The sequence below is a fragment of the Bacillus sp. ISL-34 genome (genome assembly GCF_018613325.1).
GTDB lineage: Bacteria > Bacillota > Bacilli > Bacillales > DSM-1321 > Peribacillus.
The window spans coordinates 131,432-152,748 of record NZ_JAGGQJ010000004.1 but is presented as its reverse complement, the minus strand read 5'-3'; the positions used below and the strand labels follow the sequence as shown (position 1 = coordinate 152,748).

The window sequence follows — 21,317 nt, the reverse complement described above, 5'->3', positions numbered from 1 at the left end:
ACTCTTATTTGGATTGCTGTTCACCATGTGTTCTTTTGGGGGATCGACGGTATCTGCAAATGGGAAGATCGTTTACCATGTTCCAATTGAAGAAACGGTGGAAAAGGGACTCTCGGCCTTTTTGGAACGCGCGCTGACCACTGCTGAAGCAGCTGATGCAGATCTTGTCGTTTTCGAGGTGAATACCCCTGGAGGTGCTGTGGATGCAGCAGGGGAAATTGCAAAGTTACTGTCCGATTCACCAATCAAGACAGTTGCCTACGTCAATAACAGGGCTTTATCTGCAGGGGCATACATTTCTCTAAGTGCAGATGAGATCTATATGGTTCCGAGTGCCACCATGGGATCTGCGGCTGTGATTGATTCAACAGGGAACGCTGCAGGTAAGAAAGCGCAATCTTATTGGTTAGCTGCCATGAAGACTGCTGCAGAACAAAATGGACGTGATCCCATATACGCCCAGGCGATGGCGGATGTTGACATCGATCTACCCGAATATGGAGCGGAAAAAGGGAAGCTGCTGACATTTACAGCTGAACAGGCAAAAAAAGCTGGATATAGTGAAGGCACCGTCTCTGGGAAAGCGGAGCTGTATAGTATACTTGGAGTTGAGGATGCTGATATTCGGTCAACCGAAGAAAGCTTTCCCGAGAAACTTGCCCGCTTTTTGACTAACCCGATCGTCGTTCCCATTTTATTGACGATTGCGGGAATCGGGATTGTGATGGAATTGTTTTCACCCGGTTTTGGAATTCCGGGGGTCATTGGAATCACCAGTCTTGTCTTATTCTTCTATGGCCATCTTGTCGCAGGTATCACCGGATACGAATCGTTAGCGATGTTCATCATTGGGGTCATACTCGTACTCATTGAATTTTTTATCCCAGGGGGGATTATCGGGCTGCTCGGATTTACAGCGATAGTGGGGAGTCTGTTCCTCGCCACAGGAGATCCGGTCCATATGACGATATCCTTGCTAATTGCGGTCACCGTATCCATTTTGGTATTCATCCTACTTGTAAAGGTGTTTGGAAAACAGATGAAATTTTTCAGGAAAATGATATTAACCGATGCAACAAAAACGGAACAAGGGTATGTGAGCAATCCGAATCGTTTGGATTTATTAGGTGTAGAAGGGAAGGCCCTTACAGATTTGAGGCCTTCAGGAACAGCTTTGGTCAAAGAGGAAAGAGTGGATGTCGTGACCGAAGGAAGCTTTATTTCCAAAGGTTCATCAATCATTATCGTTAAAGTTGAAGGATCAAGGGTAGTCGTCCGGGAAATTCCGGATTCAAATTAAAATTAAAAGATACAGGAAGGATGAATCATTAAGTGATAACTTCAGGAACGATATTTATTGTACTGGCAGTGATTGCTGCTATCATCGTATTGGCAGTGTTTTTCACATTCGTACCAGTAATGTTATGGATTTCCGCTTTAGCGGCAGGAGTCAAAATCAGTATATTTACATTAGTTGGGATGAGGCTTCGCCGTGTTATACCAAGCAGGGTCGTCAATCCTCTTATCAAGGCCCATAAGGCTGGGATAAATGTTTCAACGAATCAATTGGAGAGCCATTACCTTGCAGGCGGTAATGTCGATCGAGTGGTGAATGCATTAATTGCTGCAGAACGCGCCAATATCACGTTACCTTTCGAACGGGGTGCAGCTATTGACCTTGCCGGTCGTGATGTCTTGCAGGCTGTTCAAATGAGCGTTAATCCGAAAGTGATCGAAACTCCGTTCATCTCAGGTGTAGCGATGAATGGTATTGAAGTGAAAGCGAAGGCAAGGATTACGGTCCGTGCCAACATTGAACGCCTGGTCGGTGGTGCCGGTGAAGAGACGATCATTGCCCGTGTAGGGGAAGGGATCGTATCGACCATCGGTGCTTCTAAAATGCACACGGATGTACTGGAACATCCCGATTTGATTTCAAGAACGGTTTTATCAAAAGGATTGGATTCAGGGACGGCATTCGAAATTCTTTCCATTGATATCGCTGAAGTGGATATCGGTAAAAATATCGGGGCCATATTACAAACGGACCAAGCCGAGGCGGATAAGAAAATAGCCCAGGCAAAGGCCGAAGAACGCCGTGCGATGGCTGTTGCACTTGAACAGGAAATGGTTGCCCGAGTTCAGGAAATGAGAGCGAAGGTTGTTCAATCCGAAGCGGAAGTTCCGCTGGCCATGGCCGATGCACTGAAAAGCGGAAACCTTGGAGTGATGGATTATATGAATATCCAAAATATCACGGCCGATACGGATATGCGCGGTTCCATCAGTAAAATATCCGAAAATCCAAAAGATAACAACAATAACCATAATAATAATTAGGTCAGGGAAGGAAGGTCTTTAAATGGGAGATTTTATTGATTTCTTTCTCAAGAACCCATTCCTTATCATTGTCTTGATCGGTATTTTAACGTCCATGTTAGGAAAGAAAAAACAGGCTCAAGATCCTAACACGCCTCCGAAAAAGAAATGGCAGGAGGTCATGCGGGAGCTTCAAGGTGAAATGCAAGGGGATCAGCAGCAAAGGCCTGCACCCGCTCCCGTAAGGAAAGTCGATCAGCAGGCAACACAGGCTGTTGAAGTGATCGATGAGACGAAGAACGAAGCGAATGAAAGGATTGCGGAGCTTAGACGGATTCAGCAGAAGTACGATCAAGAGCGTTTATATCAAAAAGCGAAGGCAGATCAACTTACATCAACGATTTCTGATAATAACAGTCCGGTCTATCGCAAAGGAACGTCTTTTGGCAAAAAGCAGCTGATTGATGGCATCATCATGTCAGAAGTGCTGGGACCGCCAAGGGCGAAGAGAAGTCTTCAGAGGTCCAGAAGGTGATTCGGAGCCCCGGGCTTTTTTAGGCCCGTCATTAAATGAGCATGAAAAAATAGACTTTCATTCACTTATAATTTTGTGCTAGAACCCTCTTTCATTTCATACATTGAGATGAAAGGGGGTTCTTTTTTATGGCACGCAATTGGGGAAAAAAAGTGAAACAGCTTATGACCAAAACAATGGACCTTCCGCAAGATGTCATGATGGACCTGCCGCGAATTACAATGATCGGACAATTACATATTTATATTGAAAACCATCGTGGCTTATTGGCTTTTACAGACAGCGAAGTGCGATTGATGCTGAAAAATGGGCAGTTGCTGATAAAGGGAAATGCCTTTGTCATAAAGACGATTTTGCCGGAAGAAATCATGCTCGAAGGCAAAATTGACAAGGTTTATTTTATCAATGAATGATCCCGGGAGGTCTCCATGAAAAACCAATGGACAAACTATTATACAGGCTATGTAAAGGTGAAGGCTTATGGCAAAGGTTCAGAACGGCTGATTAATATGCTGACGAGAAGGGGACTTCATATCTGGGAAGTGAAGCGTGTCGGAAGTGAAGCCCTGATTTTCCATATGGATGTCAGGGATATCCCAAAACTCCGTCAGGTCATGCGTAAGAGCGATTGTAAAGTAAAGTTCATGAAGGGAAAGGGTTTCCCTTTCCTATTGAAGAGAGTCATGAAAAACAGCGGGTTTTTAGCGGGGATGATCGCTTTCCTGCTTTGCATATTTGTGCTTTCCAATATGGTATGGGGCATCGAGGTTCAAGATGCCAAACCGGCAACCGAGCATGCCATCCGGAAAGAATTGGACAAGATGGGCGTGAAGATCGGTAAAGTGCAATTCTTTGTTGATGATGTGGATACGATTCAGCGTAAGCTGTCGGACCGGATTGGTGCATTGACATGGGTAGGGGTAGAGCTAAAGGGAACGACATACCATTTTCGGGTTGTAGAAAAACGGCAGCCTAAAGAGGTCGAGAAAACATCTCCACAGAATTTGGTAGCTTCAAAAAAAGCGATCATCACTGATATGTTCGTTGAAAAAGGACAATCTATTGTTAATGTGAATGATTATGTAGGAAAGGGACAGCTTCTTGTTTCAGGATTGATTGGAAAAGAGGATAAACAGGAAATTGTATCCGCACAGGGAGTAATAAAAGGGAAAACGTGGTATAAAGCGAAAGTGGAGGTTCCGTTAAAAACCAAGTTTTCTGTTTTTAACGGAGATGAAACGAGCAGGCACTTTTTAAAAATGGGGGGCTTTTCCCTTCCGGTATGGGGTTTCAAGGATCCGGGATATGAAAAACAGGAAAAAGAAACGACAGTGAGGCCGTTTCACTTTCTTCAATGGGAACTGCCCATTTCCTATAAACAAGTGACCTTAAGGAGCAAGGAAGATATTGTACGCAGTTATACGGAGAAACAAGCCGTGGAGGAAGGCAGGAAAATGGCTAAAGCTGAATTGAAAAAGCACTTAGACGAGGAAGATGAAATCGTCGAAGAAAAAATTTTGCACGAAAGCATGGAGAATGGTAAAGTTAAATTATCTATACATTACCAAGTTATTGAAGATATAGCGATTGGCCAGCCAATCATTCAAGGAGACTAACGAATGGCAGATGATGTGAAAGTAATTAAGCTCGAAATAGAATCACCCAATGAAGCGATCGCTTTATTGGGCAATGGAGATTCAAATGTAAAAGTGCTCGAAGAGGAGTTAGGCATTTCCGTCATAACCCGAGGTGAAGCGGTTAGTGTTGCCGGGGATATCGGGCGGGTGACGATGGGTGAGGAAATCCTCAAGGCATTATTGACAGTGGTGAGAAAAGGAATTGCAATCAGTTCCAGAGATGTGCTTTATGCAATTGAATTGGCAAGAAAAGGCACATTGGAGTATTTCGGTGAATTATATGATGAGGAAATCGCTAAAACGGCTAAGGGGAAATCCATTAAAGTCAAAACAATCGGGCAGAGATACTATATCCAGGCAATAAAGAAACAGGACCTTGTATTTGGAATTGGGCCTGCCGGAACCGGGAAGACCTATCTTGCTGTAGTGATGGCCATCAATGCATTGAAAAATGGACATGTTAAACGGATCATCCTGACACGGCCTGCCGTCGAAGCAGGGGAAAGCCTTGGTTTTCTGCCAGGTGATCTGAAGGAAAAGGTAGATCCTTATCTACGTCCGCTGTATGACGCTCTCCATGACCTTCTAGGGATGGAACAGACGCAAAGGATGATAGAGCGCGGAACGATCGAAATAGCTCCTCTGGCTTATATGAGGGGCCGTACGCTTGAAGATGCCTTTGTCATATTGGATGAAGCCCAGAATACGACGGAAGCCCAAATGAAGATGTTCTTGACCAGGCTTGGTTTCGGATCGAAAATGGTCATTACGGGAGATCGGACCCAGATTGACCTTCCAAAAGGCATGAAGTCGGGTCTTGTCAGGGTGGAAGAGATCTTGAAGAATGTTAAAGGCCTTTCCTTTGTTTATTTTGAACAAAGTGATGTTGTAAGACATCCGCTTGTCGCCAAAATCATTACTGCTTACGAGCAGGCGAAGTCATAAGAAAAAATCCGCCATTTCAATCGGCGGATTTTTCGTGATGTGCCTGAATAAAAAAATTTATGGTGAAAAAGTGGATTTGGAATGAAAGAAGCTTTACATTTATCGATACGAAGGTGAAAATTCACATAAAAACTGTTATGATTTTACATATCTAGAATAATAAACATCATTTTTATTAGGAGGACCTTCCTTGAATCGTATCCAGAAATTTTTCACTCAAATAAAAGGGCTGTTGGTCCATCGCTTTTTTCAGGTGCTATTGTTCATCATACTTGGTTTGTTTGCTTATGTGTTAATGTTCTCCAATGTTAAGCCGGAAAGGGTCCAGGTAGAGCTGTTTAAGCCTGCAGAACAAACGATCCGTTCAACCAAGACTGTGGAAGATACCTATAAGACGGAACAGGAAAAAGAAGAGATTTCAAAACAGGTGGCTGATGTTTATTCTTTAAAAAAAGAATATGCCAAAAATAAAGTCGATCTGATTTCATCCATTTTCGATTCAGCGATAGAGGTGAATAAAGAAACGGACCCCGATGAAGATCATAAAGAAAATGAGGATAAAAAAGAGACCGTAAAGACGGATGCTCAAAAAGTTTCCATATTAAAAGAAAAATTGACCGATGAAGTGAATAAAAATATCGAGGAATCCGTTTTCCTAGCATTAGTGCAGGCTGATGAAGATGAGTTGAAAATAGCGAAAGATTCAACCATTACTGCCGTGAATAATGTGATGAGCTCCCGAATCGCTGCAAGTGACGTCGAAAATGCCAAGAAAAAGGTTGTAGAGGAATTGGGTTATATGAGCATTAGCGGCGATATGATAAAAGCCTCGACTTCCCTTGCGCGTACGGCAATCATCCAGAATGTATTTTTCGATAAGGACAAAACCGAGGAACAGCGAAGGAAAGCGGTTGAAAGCGTGGAGCCGATCAGGATCCTTCAAGGTCAGATCATCGTTGAAGAAAATCAATTAGTGGACAGGGAAGTATATAGGCAGCTTGAACTGGCAGGATTCTTAAATACGGAGTCTACCATTTACCCGTATATCGGCCTGCTGTTATTCATATTCCTGACTTTTGCCGCTTTTTATTACTTTTTCTCCTATTCCATTTCCAAAAAGGATAACAAGTACAATCAGTTATTGATCTTCAGTCTTGTCTTCATCCTTTCAATGGCTACCATGAAAACGGTCAGCATTCTGGCAGACCTGAAAAACTCGAACTTGGAATACATTTTCCCGGGTGCCATGGCGGCGATGCTCATCAAGATATTATTGAATGATAAGTTAGCGGTAGCAATGATCATCTTGTTAGGTTCGTATGGTACGATTATATTTAATGGTGATACACCTGGAAATCTGGATTTCTCTATGGGGCTATATATCATTTTCGGGGGATTGACGGCAATCATCATTCTATCCAGGCCCAATTTCAAATCAAAGGTGCTGGTAGCAGGGCTGCTATTGGCTTTAATCAATATGGCATTTGTTTTTTCGCTCATCTTTATTATGGACAGCCATTATACTAGAATGGAGTACTTGTATTATGCTGCTGCTGCGATGGGTTCTGGAGTGGGTGCAGCCGTTTTGACAATGGGCCTCTTACCGTTTTTCGAGGCTGGTTTCGGGATCTTATCATCGATTAAGCTTATCGAGCTCGCGAATCCCAATCATCCTTTACTGCGGAGGATCTTGATTGAGGCTCCGGGGACATATCATCATAGCGTGATGGTCGCCAATTTGGCGGAATCGGCTTGTGAAGCCATCGGGTCGAATGGATTGCTGGCAAGGGTCGGCAGTTATTATCATGATATCGGTAAAACGAAGCGGCCGCATTTATTCATCGAAAATCAGATGAATGAAGAGAACCCGCATGATCGGCTGCAGCCGGAAACGAGCAGGGATATCATCATTGCCCATGCCGTAGATGGCGGGGAGATGCTTCGCAGTCACAAATTCCCGAAAGAGATTGTGGATATTGCAGAGCAGCATCATGGGACCACCTTATTGAAATTTTTCTACCATAAGGCAAAAAAACTGGATGAGTCCACACTCGAAGCGGACTACCGATATCCCGGACCGAGGGCGGTAATGAAGGAAGTAGCCGTCATCGGCATAGCCGATAGCGTGGAAGCTGCAGTGAGATCGATGAAGCACCCAACTCCGGAGAAGATTGAAGAGCTGGTAAGTTTCATCATTCAGGACAGGATTTCTGATGGTCAATTTGATGAATGTGACATTACTATGAGAGAATTGAGTATCGTGAAGCATTCCTTATGTGAATCGCTTAATGGTATCTTCCACTCCAGGATTGAATATCCGGAGTCGGATAAATTAGGACAGAAGGTGAAAGAATGATTTTAGCTATCGATTTAATGGATGAAACGAATGAAGTAACGGAGGAAGCCCAGCACCTTGTTGAAAGCATTCTGCAATTTGCGGCAAGAAAAGAAAACATTGAAAAAGACACCGAGCTGTCCGTTACATTTGTTGACAATGATAGGATTCGGGAAATCAATAAAGAATATCGTAATAAAGATTCAGCTACAGATGTCATTTCTTTTGCGCTTGAAGAAATGGGAGAAGATGAAGTGGAAATTGTCGGGGCGGAAATGCCCCGCATGTTAGGGGATATCATCATTTCGATTGAACGCACGAAAGAACAGGCTGAAGAATATGGTCATTCATTTGACCGGGAGCTTGGATTTTTAGCACTGCATGGTTTTCTTCATTTATTAGGATTCGACCACATGAATGAAGAAGATGAAAAAGTGATGTTCACAAAACAAAAGGAGATCTTGGAAGAATATGGACTTTCAAGAGAAGGGTAAAAAAAGGTATCCTTTATTAAAAAGTTTCTCTTTTGCCTGTCAGGGAATTTTGGAGGCTGTTCGGACTGAACGCAATATCAAGATTCATTTCGCGTTAACGGCAATCGTCGTATTCTTTGGCTGGTACTTCTCATTGAATGGGATGGAGTGGCTTTTCATTTTGGCGGCCATAGCCGGTACGATTACGTTGGAGCTCGTTAATTCAGCGATTGAAAGGGTAGTGGACCTGGTAACGGATCAAATCCATCCGCTTGCCAAGCAGGCAAAAGATATTGCAGCGGGAGCTGTATTCATATATGCTATATTTTCTATAATAGTTGGATTGATTATCTTTTTGCCCAAGTTTGGCCTGTAGGTTGCCGAAATGGCACTCAATTTGAAAGGAAGATGTGAATTGAATACAAAAGAATTGATTGAGGAAGCTAAAAAAGCAAGGGATAAAGCTTATGTGCCTTACTCCAAATTTAAGGTTGGGGCTGCCCTTTTAACCGCTGATGGAAAGGTCTATCATGGTTGTAATATAGAAAATGCTGCATACAGCATGTGTAATTGCGCCGAAAGGACAGCTTTATTCAGCGCTTATGCCCATGACGATAAAAAATTCACTAAACTTGCAGTCGTGGCAGATACCGATGGTCCCGTTTCTCCATGCGGGGCATGCAGGCAGGTTATTTCAGAACTGTGCGAAAAGGATATGCCGGTTGTTTTGACCAACTTAAATGGGGATATAAAAGAACTAACAGTACAGGAATTGCTTCCAGGAGCTTTTTCACCGGAGGATTTAAATGGATAAACTATTTGATGATGCACAAGTAAAAGGTTACAAATCAGGTTTCATTTCGATTATTGGACGACCTAATGTTGGAAAGAGTACATTTCTGAATCGGGTCATCGGTCAAAAGATCGCCATTATGAGCGATAAACCGCAAACTACAAGAAATAAGGTCCAGGGTGTACTTACGCAAAACGATTCACAAATGATTTTCATCGATACACCCGGCATTCATAAACCAAAGCATAAGCTTGGTGATTTCATGATGAAAGTGGCCACGAATACATTGAAGGAAGTCGATTTGATTCTCTTCATGATCAATGCGACTGAAGGTTACGGACGTGGTGACGAGTTTATCATTGAAAAACTTCAATCCGTAAAAACGCCTGTTTTCCTGGTTGTAAATAAAATCGATGCGATGCATCCAGATGATTTACTTCCGATCATTGAAAAATACCAACAGTTTTACCCTTTTGCGGCAGTCGTTCCGATTTCAGCGCTTGAAGGAAATAACGTTGATACACTGCTTGAACAAATCAAGGAACATCTGCCTGAAGGTCCCCAGTTTTATCCTGCTGACCAAGTGACCGACCACCCGGAACGTTTTATCATTTCCGAATTGGTCCGTGAGAAGGTACTGCACCTGACAAGGGAAGAAATTCCGCATTCGGTGGCTGTTGTCATCGATTCGATTAAAAAAATGGACAACAGCGACACCATTAATGTCATGGCGACGATCGTTGTCGAACGTGATTCACAAAAAGGCATTGTCATTGGAAAGCAAGGGAAAATGCTTAAAGAAGTCGGTAGCCGTGCCAGGGTGGATATCGAAAACTTATTGGGATCGAAAGTTTTCTTGGAACTGTGGGTGAAGGTACAAAAGGATTGGCGTAACAAAGCAAGCCAGCTCCGCGATTATGGTTTCAATGAGAGCGAGTATTAATTAACAAAATTTACGCGTCATGAAAGTTTGGAAAACGGTCAAGCTAATCATATGGTCGGATATTCATATTGCTAGTTAAAAATGAAAGGTGGGCTTTATATGTTGGATTTTACCTGGGAATTATTTAGTGAAACAGGTAATGTGGACACCTATTTGCTGTTTAAGGAGATAGAAGTCGAGAGACAGGAAAGACACTTGGTATTGAATGATGAGCTAGCAGAAATTGATTTTCCTGTTTCATAGGTTAGTCTTGGCGAGCATGGGTGGTGTCTTGGTATGCTCCAAAAATGTGAGGGCATTGTCATAAGGCGAACTGCATATGGAGAAAATAACAAAATCATTACTATATATACCCGTGAGCTAGGAAAAATTGGCGTAATGGCTAGAGGAGCCAGTAAACCTAACAGCAGGCTTTCTGCCGTCACACAGCTTTTTTGCTCCGGGTATTTTCTTGTAACCACATCAACTGGACTTGGGAGTCTTCAGCAAGGCGAAATGGTCGATTCACTCCGTTTCATAAGGGAGGATCTTTTTGCCACTGCTTATGCTTCTTATATTGTTGAATTGCTTGATAAAAGTGTCGAGGATAAGAAACCGAATCCATATTTGTATGAGTTGCTTTCGCAAACCTTGCATTACATAAACGAGGAATATGACGCAGAGGTTTTGAAATTCATTTTTGAAATGAAGATGCTGCCCGTCAATGGAATTAACCCAGTGCTGAATCAGTGTGCTGTATGTGGTGAAACGGAAGGGGAATTCTCCTTCTCGCTTCGGGAAGCGGGCTTTATCTGTCACCGCTGCCTGGGGAAGGACCCTTATCATTATAAAATTTCACCTGCAGCCGTCAAATTGCTGAGGATCTTTTATTATTTCGATTTATCAAGGCTCGGAAACATTTCCGTCAAGCCTGAAACGAAAAATGAACTGAGGAAGATCATCGATGCTTATTATGAGGAATATTCTGGTCTGAATTTGAAATCAAAAAAGTTCCTGAAACAGATTGATACGATGAAGGATATGTTTTAGGATCTGACCTATTGACATTCCATGCTAGTTTGTATAAAATTCTAATCATCAAAATAAGAAGATTGCGTTGATGGAAAAGAGTATCTGTGATTCTCCATAAAAAGCGAACCCGGGACGGTGGAAGCCGGGATATGGATTTACAGGGAAGGGCGTTTCCGGAGCATGTTGCTTTGAAAAGAGGCCGTTTTACAAACGGCAATTAGGGTGGAACCGCGGGTATACTCTCGTCCCTATGCATTTCGCATAGGGACGGGAGTTTTTTGTTTGCCAAAATGTGATGGGTCCCGATCCTTAATTTTAAAAAGAGACGTTTTAAATAACCTGGAGGTGTACGATGAATATTCAAAATATGATTTTAACGTTACAAAAGCATTGGTCTGAACAAGGCTGTATATTAATGAATGCTTATGATGTCGAGAAAGGGGCAGGAACGATGAGCCCATACACGTTCCTGAGAGCCATTGGACCGGAGCCTTGGAGCGTTGCTTACGTGGAGCCTTCCCGCCGTCCTGCTGACGGTCGTTATGGTGAGAATCCTAACCGACTGTATCAGCACCATCAGTTCCAAGTGATCATGAAGCCGTCGCCTGACAATATCCAAGAGTTATATTTGGATTCTTTACGCGCTTTAGGAATAAATCCACTTGAGCATGATATTCGCTTTGTGGAGGACAACTGGGAAAATCCATCACTAGGGTGTGCTGGTCTCGGTTGGGAAGTGTGGCTAGATGGAATGGAAATCACGCAATTTACATATTTCCAACAAGTGGGCGGCCTTGAGTGCAAGCCGGTTTCCGTTGAAATTACATACGGGATCGAACGTCTCGCCTCTTACATTCAAGATAAGGAAAACGTATTTGACCTGGAATGGACAGATGGATTCACAGTTCGGGATATATTTGGACAGCCGGAATACGAACATTCGAAATATACGTTCGAAACCTCCGACCTTGATATGCTGTTCCAGCTTTTCACGATGTATGAAAAGGAAGCGCATCGCCAAATGGAAGAAGGTCTTGTACATCCCGCATATGATTATGTCTTGAAATGTTCACATACATTTAACCTTTTGGATGCAAAGGGTGCCATCTCGGTGACGGAAAGAACGGGTTATATTGCCCGATGCCGTAACCTAGCGCGCAAGGTTGCCAAAACCTTCTATGAAGAGCGGGAAAAATTAGGCTTCCCGATTCTGAAAGTGAAAGGGGAGAATACAAATGAGCAAGCGTGATTTGTTATTGGAGATTGGATTGGAAGAGCTGCCTGCCCGTTTTGTGACAGCATCAATGCAACAACTGTCAGATAAAGTGCAGCAATGGCTAACGGAAAAAGCGATTGAATTCGGAACGGTTGAAGCTTTTTCCACACCACGACGTTTGGCCGTATTGGTGAAAGACGTGGAAGAATCGCAAAAGGATATCGAAGAAGAAGCAAAAGGTCCTGCCAAGAAAATCGCTTTGGACGGAGAAGGCAATTGGTCTAAAGCCGCATTGGGATTCGTCAGGGGTCAAGGCATGACTTCAGAGGATATTTATTTTAAAGAAATCAAGGGTGTGGAATATGTCCATGTGAATAAATTCATAAAAGGACAGCAGACCATTAAGCTTTTAGCTGAGCTGCAGGATATCATCAGCGGCATGACTTTCCCGAAAAATATGCGTTGGGCCAATCAGGAGCTTCGCTTCGTCCGTCCGATTAAATGGCTGATTGCCTTATTCGGCAATGACATAGTGCCATTCAGCATTGCTGATGTGGAAACGGGCCGTGAAACAAAGGGACACCGTTTCTTGGGCGATAGCGCAAGCATCGAGTTGCCGGAACTGTACGAAGATACGCTAAAAGAGCAATTTGTTATGGCGGATCCAGATAAACGCCGACAAGTTATATTGGATCAGATTAAAGAGCTTGAGCAGGACAAAGGCTGGATCATCCCAGTCGATGAAGATCTGCTTGAAGAAGTAAATAATTTGGTAGAGTATCCAACGGTGTTATTTGGACATTTTGAAGAAGAATTCCTTGAGCTTCCAGCTGAGGTGCTTATCACATCAATGAAGGAACATCAACGTTATTTCCCTGTTAAAGATCAGGACGGGAAACTGCTTGCTTACTTTGTAACCGTGCGTAACGGTGATGACCGCCATTTGGATAAGGTTTCTAAAGGTAATGAAAAAGTATTGCGTGCCCGCCTATCGGATGCAGCATTCTTCTATAAAGAAGATCAGAAAAAAGAGATTTCGGATGCTTTGAAAAAGCTTGACAGCATCGTTTATCATGAAGAAATTGGTACATTAGCCGAGAAAACGGCCCGGGTAACTGCAGTGACGGGTGCCCTTGCGGATGCTTTGAATTTAAAGGCGGAAAAAGAAATGGCGCTTCGTACAGCGGCAATTGCCAAGTTCGATTTGGTGAGTCAAATGGTTTATGAATTCCCTGAATTGCAAGGGTATATGGGTGAAAAATATGCGCTCTTAAAAGGCGAAGCAAAAGAAGTGGCCGCGGCTATCAATGAACATTATATGCCAAGACATGCGGATGACAATGTACCGCCTTCAGTCATTGGAGCGGTTGTGAGTTTAGCTGAAAAAATTGATACTTTATCTTCGTTCTTCGCCATTGGCGTCATTCCGACAGGTTCCCAGGATCCTTATGCATTAAGAAGGCAGGCGAGCGGTGTCGTCCAAATCCTAGCGGAGAAGAAATGGAATATTTCATTAGAGGAGCTTATTGCTTTAGGCCTTAAAGGACTGGAATCAAAAGGCATCTTAAAACGTGATCTTGAAGAAGTTAAAGCGGATATGTTCACATTCTTTAAAGCCCGTGTCAAACATCTGCTTCAAGAACAGCAAATCCGTTACGATTTGATTGATGCAGTTCTGTTCAATGAAATCGGTTATATCCACTCCATCGTCGAACGTGCACATGTCTTGGATGCTAAAAAGGATGAAGCAGGGTTTAAAGAAAGCCTGGAAGCATTAAGCCGGGTCATGAACATTGCCGTAAAATGTGACAATAAGGTGACAGTTGACCCTGGTGCCTTTGAAAATGATCAAGAAAATGCGTTATATGTAAAATATCAAAAAGTGGCAATCCATTATATGGAATCTAAAGATGAGAATGAGCGGTTTGAACAGCTTGTTTCGCTTCAATCGGAAATAGAGTCATATTTCGAGAATACAATGGTCATGGCAGATGATGAAGCAATCCGTAATAACCGTTTATCCTTGATGAAGGAAATCAGTGATTTGGTTGCAGGTTTTGCTGCCATGAATAAAATCATCCTTACATGATCGAAAGGATGTATGGAAATCGGGAACACTTTAAATAGGGTTTCCGATTTCTTAAAAAGATAATGGTCAATAAATAGGACAAAAATGCCCTAATTAAATAATTTAGTATATAATTATTAAATGAATAACTTTTGTTACTTTACTCTGCGAAAGCAGTGGGGTGGTGATTATAATCCAATTGAATAAGCGTCAGGAACAAATTTTACAAATTGTAAAAGAAAACGGACCGATTACTGGAGAACATATTGCGGATAGATTGAACCTTACCAGGGCGACACTTCGTCCAGATCTAGCCATTTTAACGATGGCAGGTTTTCTTGATGCCAGGCCCCGTGTGGGTTATTTCTATACAGGCAGGTCAGGGACACAGCTTTTGACCGACAGCCTTAACCATCTTTATGTAAGAGACTACCAATCGATACCTGTCGTTGTTGATGAGGGCATTTCCGTATATGATGCAATCGTCATGATGTTTTTAGAAGATGTCGGAACAATGTTCGTCGTCGATAAGCATGCATTGCTTGTTGGTGTCTTATCAAGGAAAGACTTATTGCGTGCGAGTATTGGGAAACAAGAGCTTAACTCCATTCCAGTCAATATCATCATGACTAGGATGCCCAATATTACAATGTGTTCAAAAGAAGACCTTTTGATTGATGTTGCCAAAAAATTGATTGATAAACAAATCGACTCATTACCGGTCGTCAAAGACACAGAAAAAGGCTATGAAGTAATTGGAAGGATTACAAAAACCAATATTACGAAAGCATTCGTAGCTTTGGCTGATGAAGGCTATTAGGGGGCTTGCAAAAGGAATGACGGAGAATATGAACGGTTCTATTATATATGTTGTATCGGATTCGGTGGGGGAAACAGCGGAATTGGTTACAAAAGCCGCTGCAAGCCAGTTCTCGGGATCTGCATTTTCCATAAAGAGAATACCGTATATTGAAGATGAACAAAACGTGGATGAAGTGATATCACTCGCTAAGTTGGATGGGGCAATCATTGCTTATACTCTTGTGAAGCCAGCTGTTAGAGCGTATATGAAAGCACAGGTCGAGAAAGAAAACCTGTCTGCTTATGACATTTTAGGGCCGCTCATGGACATCCTTCAGGAAAGGGCGCCAAAAGGGCCGCTTAATGAACCTGGTCTTGTAAGAAAGCTGGATGATGACTATTTCAAGCGTGTGGAAGCCATTGAATTTGCTGTAAAATATGATGATGGACGTGACCCACGGGGCATTTTACGTGCAGATATCGTCCTTGTCGGTGTTTCACGCACTTCCAAAACGCCATTATCACAGTATTTAGCCCATAAACGCTATAAGGTGGCGAACGTACCTTTAGTGCCTGAAGTGGAACCTCCAGAAGAGCTGTTCCTGGTGCCTCCTGAAAAATGCATTGGTTTAAAGATCAGCCCGGAAAAGCTGAACCATATTCGTAAAGAACGATTAAAGTCACTTGGGCTCAATGATCATGCGATTTATGCAAATGTGGAGCGCATAAAAGAAGAATTGACATACTTTGATACAATCATTTCAAGGTTGAACTGTCCTATCATTGATGTAACCAATAAAGCTGTTGAAGAAACAGCCAATTTGATAATCAATATCCTTCAAAACAAAAACCGTTGATCCTTATAATTAAGGCAAATCAAAATGTGAGCTAGGCACTTTATGTGTCAGCTCACATTTTAATGCCAAGGTCCAATAGGGAATAAAAAGAATAAGTTCAAAATAATTACATAAAATTCCTCTATGTTTCCAACTGTAAATCCATTGATTTGCATGAAAAAAAATTCGGAATTTAAATGTTGGCATCTTCTAATCAAATAGACTATAATAAAAAATTGTGAGAAAAAAGTAATCTTAAGGTTTAGACTTAATTAATAAGGAATAAACTAAAGGTTAATGAGATGTCAAGGTTTTTATCATAAAAATAATTCGACATGTTCCGTATAATTCAGGAGGGGCTGGTCTTTTTCAAGGCAAAAGAGGCGCTTTCACTTAAATGGGCAGGTATTCCTTGAAGAATTAATGTGTGCTCTATTAGAGGAAACCCTCTGAATGAATGCTGGAAATTCACCATATCTTCATAAAGTTTAGGGGAGAAAAAGGATTATGCAGAAAGATGTAGAATTAGAAGGTATGAATAATAAACCTACGATACACGTCGATGCCGATGCATGCCCGGTGAAAGACGAAATCCTTCATTGTGCAAGTTTGCACGATGTTGAAGTCTGTTTTGTTGCATCATATAAAAATATGATGAATAACCCTGAAGGTAAATGGGTATATGTCGATGCAGACAAAGAAGCGGCAGATCTTTATATAGTAAACTCAGTAAAAAAGGGTGATATTGTCATTACTGCAGATATTGGTTTGGCTGGGACCCTGCTTCCTAAAAACGTTTATGTCCTTTCGCCAAGGGGAAAAGAATACACTGACGAGAATATTTTCATGCTTTTGGATATGCGTTATCAGTCGGCGAAACTCCGCAGGCAGGGGAAGCATACGAAAGGGCCGAAAGCATTCACAAAGGAAGATCGTGCATGTTTTACAAATAAACTTTTGAAAACATTGTCGAACTTTGCAGGGAATTAGGAAACAGTATCGAATTAGAAACTATCACCAATATTGCAAGGTGGAAAAATGATAAATGGCCGTATAGAAGATGAGAAAATTAATCAAATTCGTGAAGCTGTTGACATTGTTGATTTAATTGGGGAGTATGTCCAGCTGAAGAAGCAGGGGCGCAATTACTTTGGCCTATGTCCTTTTCATGGTGAAAACTCGCCCTCGTTTTCCGTTTCAACGGAAAAACAAATCTTTCACTGTTTTGGTTGCGGGGCAGGCGGAAATATTTTTACCTTCTTGATGGATATAGAAGGCTACAGCTTTGTGGAATCTGCAAAAGTTTTAGCCGAAAAAGGAAATGTTCCTTTGGATGTTGAAATCAATAAGGATTCCAAGCGTTCCAACATGCCGGCAGGCTCGCAGCAAATGATTGAGGCACATGACCTGCTAAGGAAGTTTTATCATCATCTCCTCGTTAATACGAAAGAGGGGCAGGATGCTCTCGAATATTTACTTAAACGCGGGTTTACTGAAGAGACGATAGAAAAGTTCCAAATTGGCTACTCTTTGGATTCATGGGACTTCGTGTCCAAGTTTCTTTTAAAGCGCGGGTTTCCAGCGGAATACATGGAGCAGGCAGGGCTTATTATTTACAGGGAAAAAGACGAGTCATATTTTGACCGTTTCAGAAATAGAGTCATGTTTCCAATTATGGATCATCAAGGAAATACGATTGCATTTTCAGGAAGAGCGATGGGGGACGATGAGCCCAAATATTTGAATAGTCCTGAAACGCCAATCTTTAATAAAAGTAAAACTTTATATAATTTCCATCATGCAAGACCACACATACGAAAGAAAGAACAAGCAGTCATTTTTGAAGGCTTTGCCGATTGCATTTCAGCTGTTGGCGCAGGTGTGGAGAATGCGGTCGCTACAATGGGTACTGCCCTGACGGACCAGCATATCCAGCTTTTAAAAAGAAATACTGACCAGATATTTATATGCTACGATTCGGACTCTGCGGGATTGAACGCTGCCAATCGTGCAGTTAATATGCTGCAGGATCATGAGTTTTCCGTGAAAGTCGCTCTCATGCCTGATAACTTGGACCCCGATGACTACATAAAGGAATTCGGTGAAAAAAGCTTTGTTTCTGAAGTAATAGGGGCCAGTTTAACCTACATGGCATTCAAAATGCATTATTTGCGTCGAGGGAAAAATGTAAATAATGAAGGAGATCGAATTCAATATATCGAAGAAGTCCTTAAAGAAATTTCACGATTGCCCAATGCAGTGGAGAGGGATCATTATCTTCGCCAGCTATCCTCTGAATTTTCCCTATCATTGGATGCGCTGGAACAGCAGCAGCGTCAAGTGTTCTTTACGGAACGCAAGAAGGGGACACTGCCGCAGCCTGCAGCCCAAAAGAAAATGTCCCTGCAATATGAGCATAAGTTAAAGCCTGCTCACCATAATGCTGAAATGAAGTTGATCGCCCATATGCTAAAAAGCAGGGATATGACTTTCAAAATTCAGCAGTTGCTTGGACAAACGGTTTTTCATGTAGATGAACATCAGGCAATCATCACCTATTTATATGCGTTCTATGAAGATGGACACGAACCGGATACAAGCTTTTTCCTTACTTATTTACCGGATCCAAACTTGAGAAGGATCGTTTCGGAAATAGAAATGATGTCAGTGAATGAGGAAGTTACCGATAAAGAACTGACCGATTGTATAAATCAAGTGTTGAAATATGAAAAGTTGTTAAAGATAAAAGAAAAACAAGTTGAAGAAAAAGATGCAGTCAGACGAAGTGATTATGTCACTGCTGCACAAATTGCCATGGAAATCATTAAATTGCGTAAAATGTTGTAGTCGTTTAGGTGTAAGTCCTGGAAGGAGGGGAACTAATGGCTGAAAAACCAGCACGTTCCAAACAAGTTGATAATGAATTTAGCCTTGAACAGGTGAAAGAAAAATTACTAGAGCTAGGTAAAAAACGAGGCTCTTTGACTTTAGAAAAAATCGCTGAAATGATTGGCGGTTTTGAGTTGGATTCCGATCAAATGGATGAGTTCTATGAGGTGTTAGCAGAAAACGGCGTCGAAATACTCACTGATGGTGAGGAAGACGAGGATGAAGATGATCCGGATGAGAAGAAACTTGCAAAAGAAGAAGAGTTTGACTTAAATGATTTAAGTGTTCCTCCTGGCGTTAAAATTAATGACCCAGTACGCATGTACTTAAAGGAAATTGGTCGGGTCGACCTTTTATCGGCAGAAGAGGAAATCTCTCTGGCGACGAGAATTGAAGATGGGGATGAAGAAGCGAAACGTCGTTTGGCAGAAGCTAACCTTCGTCTTGTTGTCAGTATCGCCAAGCGCTATGTCGGACGTGGAATGCTTTTCCTTGATTTGATTCAGGAAGGTAATATGGGACTTATCAAAGCAGTGGAAAAATTTGATTACCGCAAGGGATTCAAATTCAGTACGTATGCAACATGGTGGATTCGCCAAGCGATAACCCGTGCCATTGCCGACCAAGCAAGAACGATTCGGATACCGGTGCATATGGTGGAAACCATCAATAAATTGATCCGTGTCCAAAGACAGCTTCTTCAGGATTTAGGGCGTGAACCTTCTCCGGAAGAAATTGCGGAGGATATGGACTTAACTCCTGAAAAAGTTCGTGAAATCTTGAAAATAGCTCAGGAGCCTGTTTCATTGGAAACGCCAATAGGTGAAGAAGACGATTCACATTTAGGTGATTTCATTGAGGATCAGGATGCGACTTCCCCATCGGAACATGCAGCATATGAACTATTGAAAGAACAGCTTGAAGATGTATTGGATACTCTTACTGACCGTGAAGAGAACGTCTTGAGACTCCGCTTTGGACTTGATGATGGCCGCACCCGTACTCTTGAAGAGGTAGGGAAGGTATTTGGGGTCACCCGCGAGCGTATCCGTCAAATCGAAGCGAAGGCGCTGCGTAAATTGAGACATCCTAGCCGCAGCAAACGCTTGAAAGATTTCCTGGAATAGAATATATGCCCTTTACAGAGCCCTCTTTGAATGCCCAGCGTTCGGGAGAGGCTCTTTTTTTCAATTCCGATTTAAAAATTTTCTGTAAGAACAATACTTAACCATTTATCTAAATAATGAAAAAACATTTTTTTAAAAAACTAAGTCGTTATAAGAAATGATCATCATGAGGATGTGAGATTCATGAATGAGATGAGAAAGAAAATCATCATTCAAGAAATAAACTCCTGGAAGGAAAGTCGTATGCTTCCAGAGCAATATTGTAATTACCTGCTTGCATTATACTGTCAAGGCGAATTGCCGCCATCCAATTCGACTAAAGCCGGGAGCGTAAAAAACGATATCTTTTCCGGGTCGTTGATTGGGGCCCTTTTTGCATTTATTGTATTTTTGAATTATTTTACTGAAATACCCATAAGAATGCAAATGCTTATGACAACAATTTCAATTCTTGTCTTTGGGCTGGCAGTCCGCCGCTTTACCGGCAGGAAAATCATTTTTCAAATGGCGTTGATTGGAATGGCGCTATCATTGCTTTTATTAACAGTCAGTTTTGCCGAATTCATGGCACCCGGCAAAGTGGGGATCCTTTATATTGTCTTGTTCATTAATTTAGGACTCTGGATTTTAATGGGCAAAAAACTGAAGCTGCTCCATTTTTCCATAGCGGGAGGCCTGGGAGCAATGGTCACCCTTTACTTTTTTTCAAGGACATTCTAGCGGTTTTAATTAGTGATTTTAGGGTATTATGAAATATATGTAAGAAAAAGTAAAATTGTTTGGAAATATACATAAGTTTTTGACAATTTTAAGAAATTATATAATATCTTCTATTTTTGGGCTTTTACTTGAAACTCTTTTCAAGTAAAATAATATATAGCTGTTTGTATATAATATTAAATATGGTAAGTTTAGGTTCTACATAGGGGAGGAAATTCTATGAATCGCAATCCAGTAATGCCTTTTATTATTATCATGGTTTTTGGTATTGGACTTATGTTTTTACTTTCGTTTAAAGGTTTGGGTGATGCCAAAGATCTTGCTAAGGAAAAAGAGGGCGGCGGAAAGACAGAAGAATCAGAAAGTGCCTCAGCATCACCTGAGGACATCTACAAGCAAAACTGTATCTCTTGTCATGGTGACGCCTATCAAGGCGGCGTCGGGCCTGCCCTAAAAGGAGTTGGCGATCGTCTGTCGGTGGACGAGGTCAAAGACGTGATCACTAATGGACGAGGTGCAATGCCACCAGGTTTAGTCGAAGAACAGAACATTGACGCCATGGCCGAATATATTCATGGACTGAAGTAATTCATGAAACTGACTCAAGAAATCGTTGGAAAGCGAACTTTTTGAGTCAGTTTTTCATTTATTCAGAAAAGGAAGATTCCG

General features: G+C 41.9%; 22 protein-coding genes and 1 other annotated feature. All 22 genes read left to right on the top strand.

What is annotated here, in order from left to right:
- Window positions 1-25 precede the first annotated feature (25 nt).
- The 22 genes from J7E52_RS04505 to cccA all read left to right on the top strand — a co-directional run bounded on the left by J7E52_RS04505 (window position 26) and on the right by cccA (window position 21,236).
- Window positions 26-1,300 carry an NfeD family protein gene (locus J7E52_RS04505; protein ID WP_214744119.1) on the top strand — a complete coding sequence of 425 codons (1,275 nt, stop codon included), beginning with the start codon at window positions 26-28 and terminating at the stop codon, window positions 1,298-1,300.
- Between the two features lie 50 nt (window positions 1,301-1,350).
- Window positions 1,351-2,340 (top strand): flotillin-like protein FloA, encoded by a 990-nt coding sequence (gene floA, locus J7E52_RS04500; RefSeq protein WP_370694102.1) that lies wholly within the window; start codon window positions 1,351-1,353, stop codon window positions 2,338-2,340.
- 22 nt (window positions 2,341-2,362) lie between these two features.
- Entirely contained in the window at window positions 2,363-2,854 is a 492-nt protein-coding gene (locus J7E52_RS04495; RefSeq protein ID WP_214743878.1) for a hypothetical protein, read from the top strand.
- Window positions 2,855-2,982: 128 nt separating this feature from the next.
- Window positions 2,983-3,267, top strand: a complete 285-nt coding sequence (gene yqfC / locus J7E52_RS04490; protein WP_034308511.1) for a sporulation protein YqfC — start codon at window positions 2,983-2,985, stop codon at window positions 3,265-3,267.
- Between the two features lie 15 nt (window positions 3,268-3,282).
- Window positions 3,283-4,470 (top strand): sporulation protein YqfD, encoded by a 1,188-nt coding sequence (gene yqfD, locus J7E52_RS04485; RefSeq protein ID WP_214743877.1) that lies wholly within the window; start codon window positions 3,283-3,285, stop codon window positions 4,468-4,470.
- 3 nt (window positions 4,471-4,473) lie between these two features.
- Entirely contained in the window at window positions 4,474-5,436 is a 963-nt protein-coding gene (locus J7E52_RS04480; RefSeq protein ID WP_214743876.1) for a PhoH family protein, read from the top strand.
- 190 nt (window positions 5,437-5,626) lie between these two features.
- On the top strand, window positions 5,627-7,792 hold the full coding sequence (locus J7E52_RS04475) for an HD family phosphohydrolase (protein ID WP_214743875.1): 2,166 nt from the start codon (window positions 5,627-5,629) through the stop codon (window positions 7,790-7,792).
- Window positions 7,789-8,265, top strand: coding sequence for an rRNA maturation RNase YbeY (gene ybeY, locus J7E52_RS04470; RefSeq protein WP_101222600.1), 477 nt, complete (start codon window positions 7,789-7,791; stop codon window positions 8,263-8,265). The genes J7E52_RS04475 and ybeY overlap by 4 nt, the downstream gene beginning before the upstream one ends.
- A complete protein-coding gene (locus J7E52_RS04465) occupies window positions 8,243-8,620 on the top strand; it encodes a diacylglycerol kinase family protein (protein WP_089361538.1) in 378 nt (125 codons plus the stop codon). The genes ybeY and J7E52_RS04465 overlap by 23 nt, the downstream gene beginning before the upstream one ends.
- A gap of 39 nt (window positions 8,621-8,659) precedes the next feature.
- Window positions 8,660-9,058: a cytidine deaminase gene (locus J7E52_RS04460; RefSeq protein ID WP_214743874.1), complete on the top strand. Its 399-nt coding sequence runs from the start codon at window positions 8,660-8,662 to the stop codon at window positions 9,056-9,058.
- Window positions 9,051-9,980: a GTPase Era gene (era, locus tag J7E52_RS04455; protein ID WP_214743873.1), complete on the top strand. Its 930-nt coding sequence runs from the start codon at window positions 9,051-9,053 to the stop codon at window positions 9,978-9,980. Before J7E52_RS04460 ends, era begins: the two co-directional genes overlap by 8 nt.
- Window positions 9,981-10,079: 99 nt before the next feature.
- Complete coding sequence (locus tag J7E52_RS04450) at window positions 10,080-10,223, top strand: YqzL family protein (protein WP_101222596.1); 144 nt, start codon at window positions 10,080-10,082, stop codon at window positions 10,221-10,223.
- A gap of 33 nt (window positions 10,224-10,256) precedes the next feature.
- Complete coding sequence (recO, locus tag J7E52_RS04445; protein WP_214743872.1) at window positions 10,257-11,009, top strand: DNA repair protein RecO; 753 nt, start codon at window positions 10,257-10,259, stop codon at window positions 11,007-11,009.
- Window positions 11,010-11,067: 58 nt separating this feature from the next.
- Window positions 11,068-11,244, top strand: a binding site (T-box leader).
- 99 nt (window positions 11,245-11,343) lie between these two features.
- Entirely contained in the window at window positions 11,344-12,240 is an 897-nt protein-coding gene (glyQ, locus tag J7E52_RS04440; RefSeq protein ID WP_034308488.1) for a glycine--tRNA ligase subunit alpha, read from the top strand.
- Entirely contained in the window at window positions 12,227-14,296 is a 2,070-nt protein-coding gene (gene glyS, locus J7E52_RS04435) for a glycine--tRNA ligase subunit beta (protein WP_214743871.1), read from the top strand. The genes glyQ and glyS overlap by 14 nt, the downstream gene beginning before the upstream one ends.
- Before the next feature lie 163 nt (window positions 14,297-14,459).
- The gene (gene ccpN, locus J7E52_RS04430) at window positions 14,460-15,095 is read left to right on the top strand and encodes a transcriptional regulator CcpN (RefSeq protein WP_161784850.1); all 636 of its coding nucleotides are present in this window, start codon (window positions 14,460-14,462) and stop codon (window positions 15,093-15,095) included.
- A gap of 28 nt (window positions 15,096-15,123) precedes the next feature.
- On the top strand, window positions 15,124-15,933 hold the full coding sequence (locus tag J7E52_RS04425) for a pyruvate, water dikinase regulatory protein (protein ID WP_214744117.1): 810 nt from the start codon (window positions 15,124-15,126) through the stop codon (window positions 15,931-15,933).
- Between the two features lie 513 nt (window positions 15,934-16,446).
- The gene (locus J7E52_RS04420) at window positions 16,447-16,902 is read left to right on the top strand and encodes a YaiI/YqxD family protein (RefSeq protein WP_214744116.1); all 456 of its coding nucleotides are present in this window, start codon (window positions 16,447-16,449) and stop codon (window positions 16,900-16,902) included.
- Between the two features lie 51 nt (window positions 16,903-16,953).
- Entirely contained in the window at window positions 16,954-18,759 is a 1,806-nt protein-coding gene (dnaG, locus tag J7E52_RS04415; RefSeq protein ID WP_214744115.1) for a DNA primase, read from the top strand.
- 35 nt (window positions 18,760-18,794) lie between these two features.
- Window positions 18,795-19,928 carry an RNA polymerase sigma factor RpoD gene (gene rpoD, locus J7E52_RS04410; RefSeq protein ID WP_034308477.1) on the top strand — a complete coding sequence of 378 codons (1,134 nt, stop codon included), beginning with the start codon at window positions 18,795-18,797 and terminating at the stop codon, window positions 19,926-19,928.
- 183 nt (window positions 19,929-20,111) lie between these two features.
- The gene (locus tag J7E52_RS04405; protein WP_214743870.1) at window positions 20,112-20,648 is read left to right on the top strand and encodes a hypothetical protein; all 537 of its coding nucleotides are present in this window, start codon (window positions 20,112-20,114) and stop codon (window positions 20,646-20,648) included.
- Window positions 20,649-20,867: 219 nt separating this feature from the next.
- On the top strand, window positions 20,868-21,236 hold the full coding sequence (gene cccA / locus J7E52_RS04400; protein ID WP_214743869.1) for a cytochrome c550: 369 nt from the start codon (window positions 20,868-20,870) through the stop codon (window positions 21,234-21,236).
- Window positions 21,237-21,317: the final 81 nt, after the last annotated feature.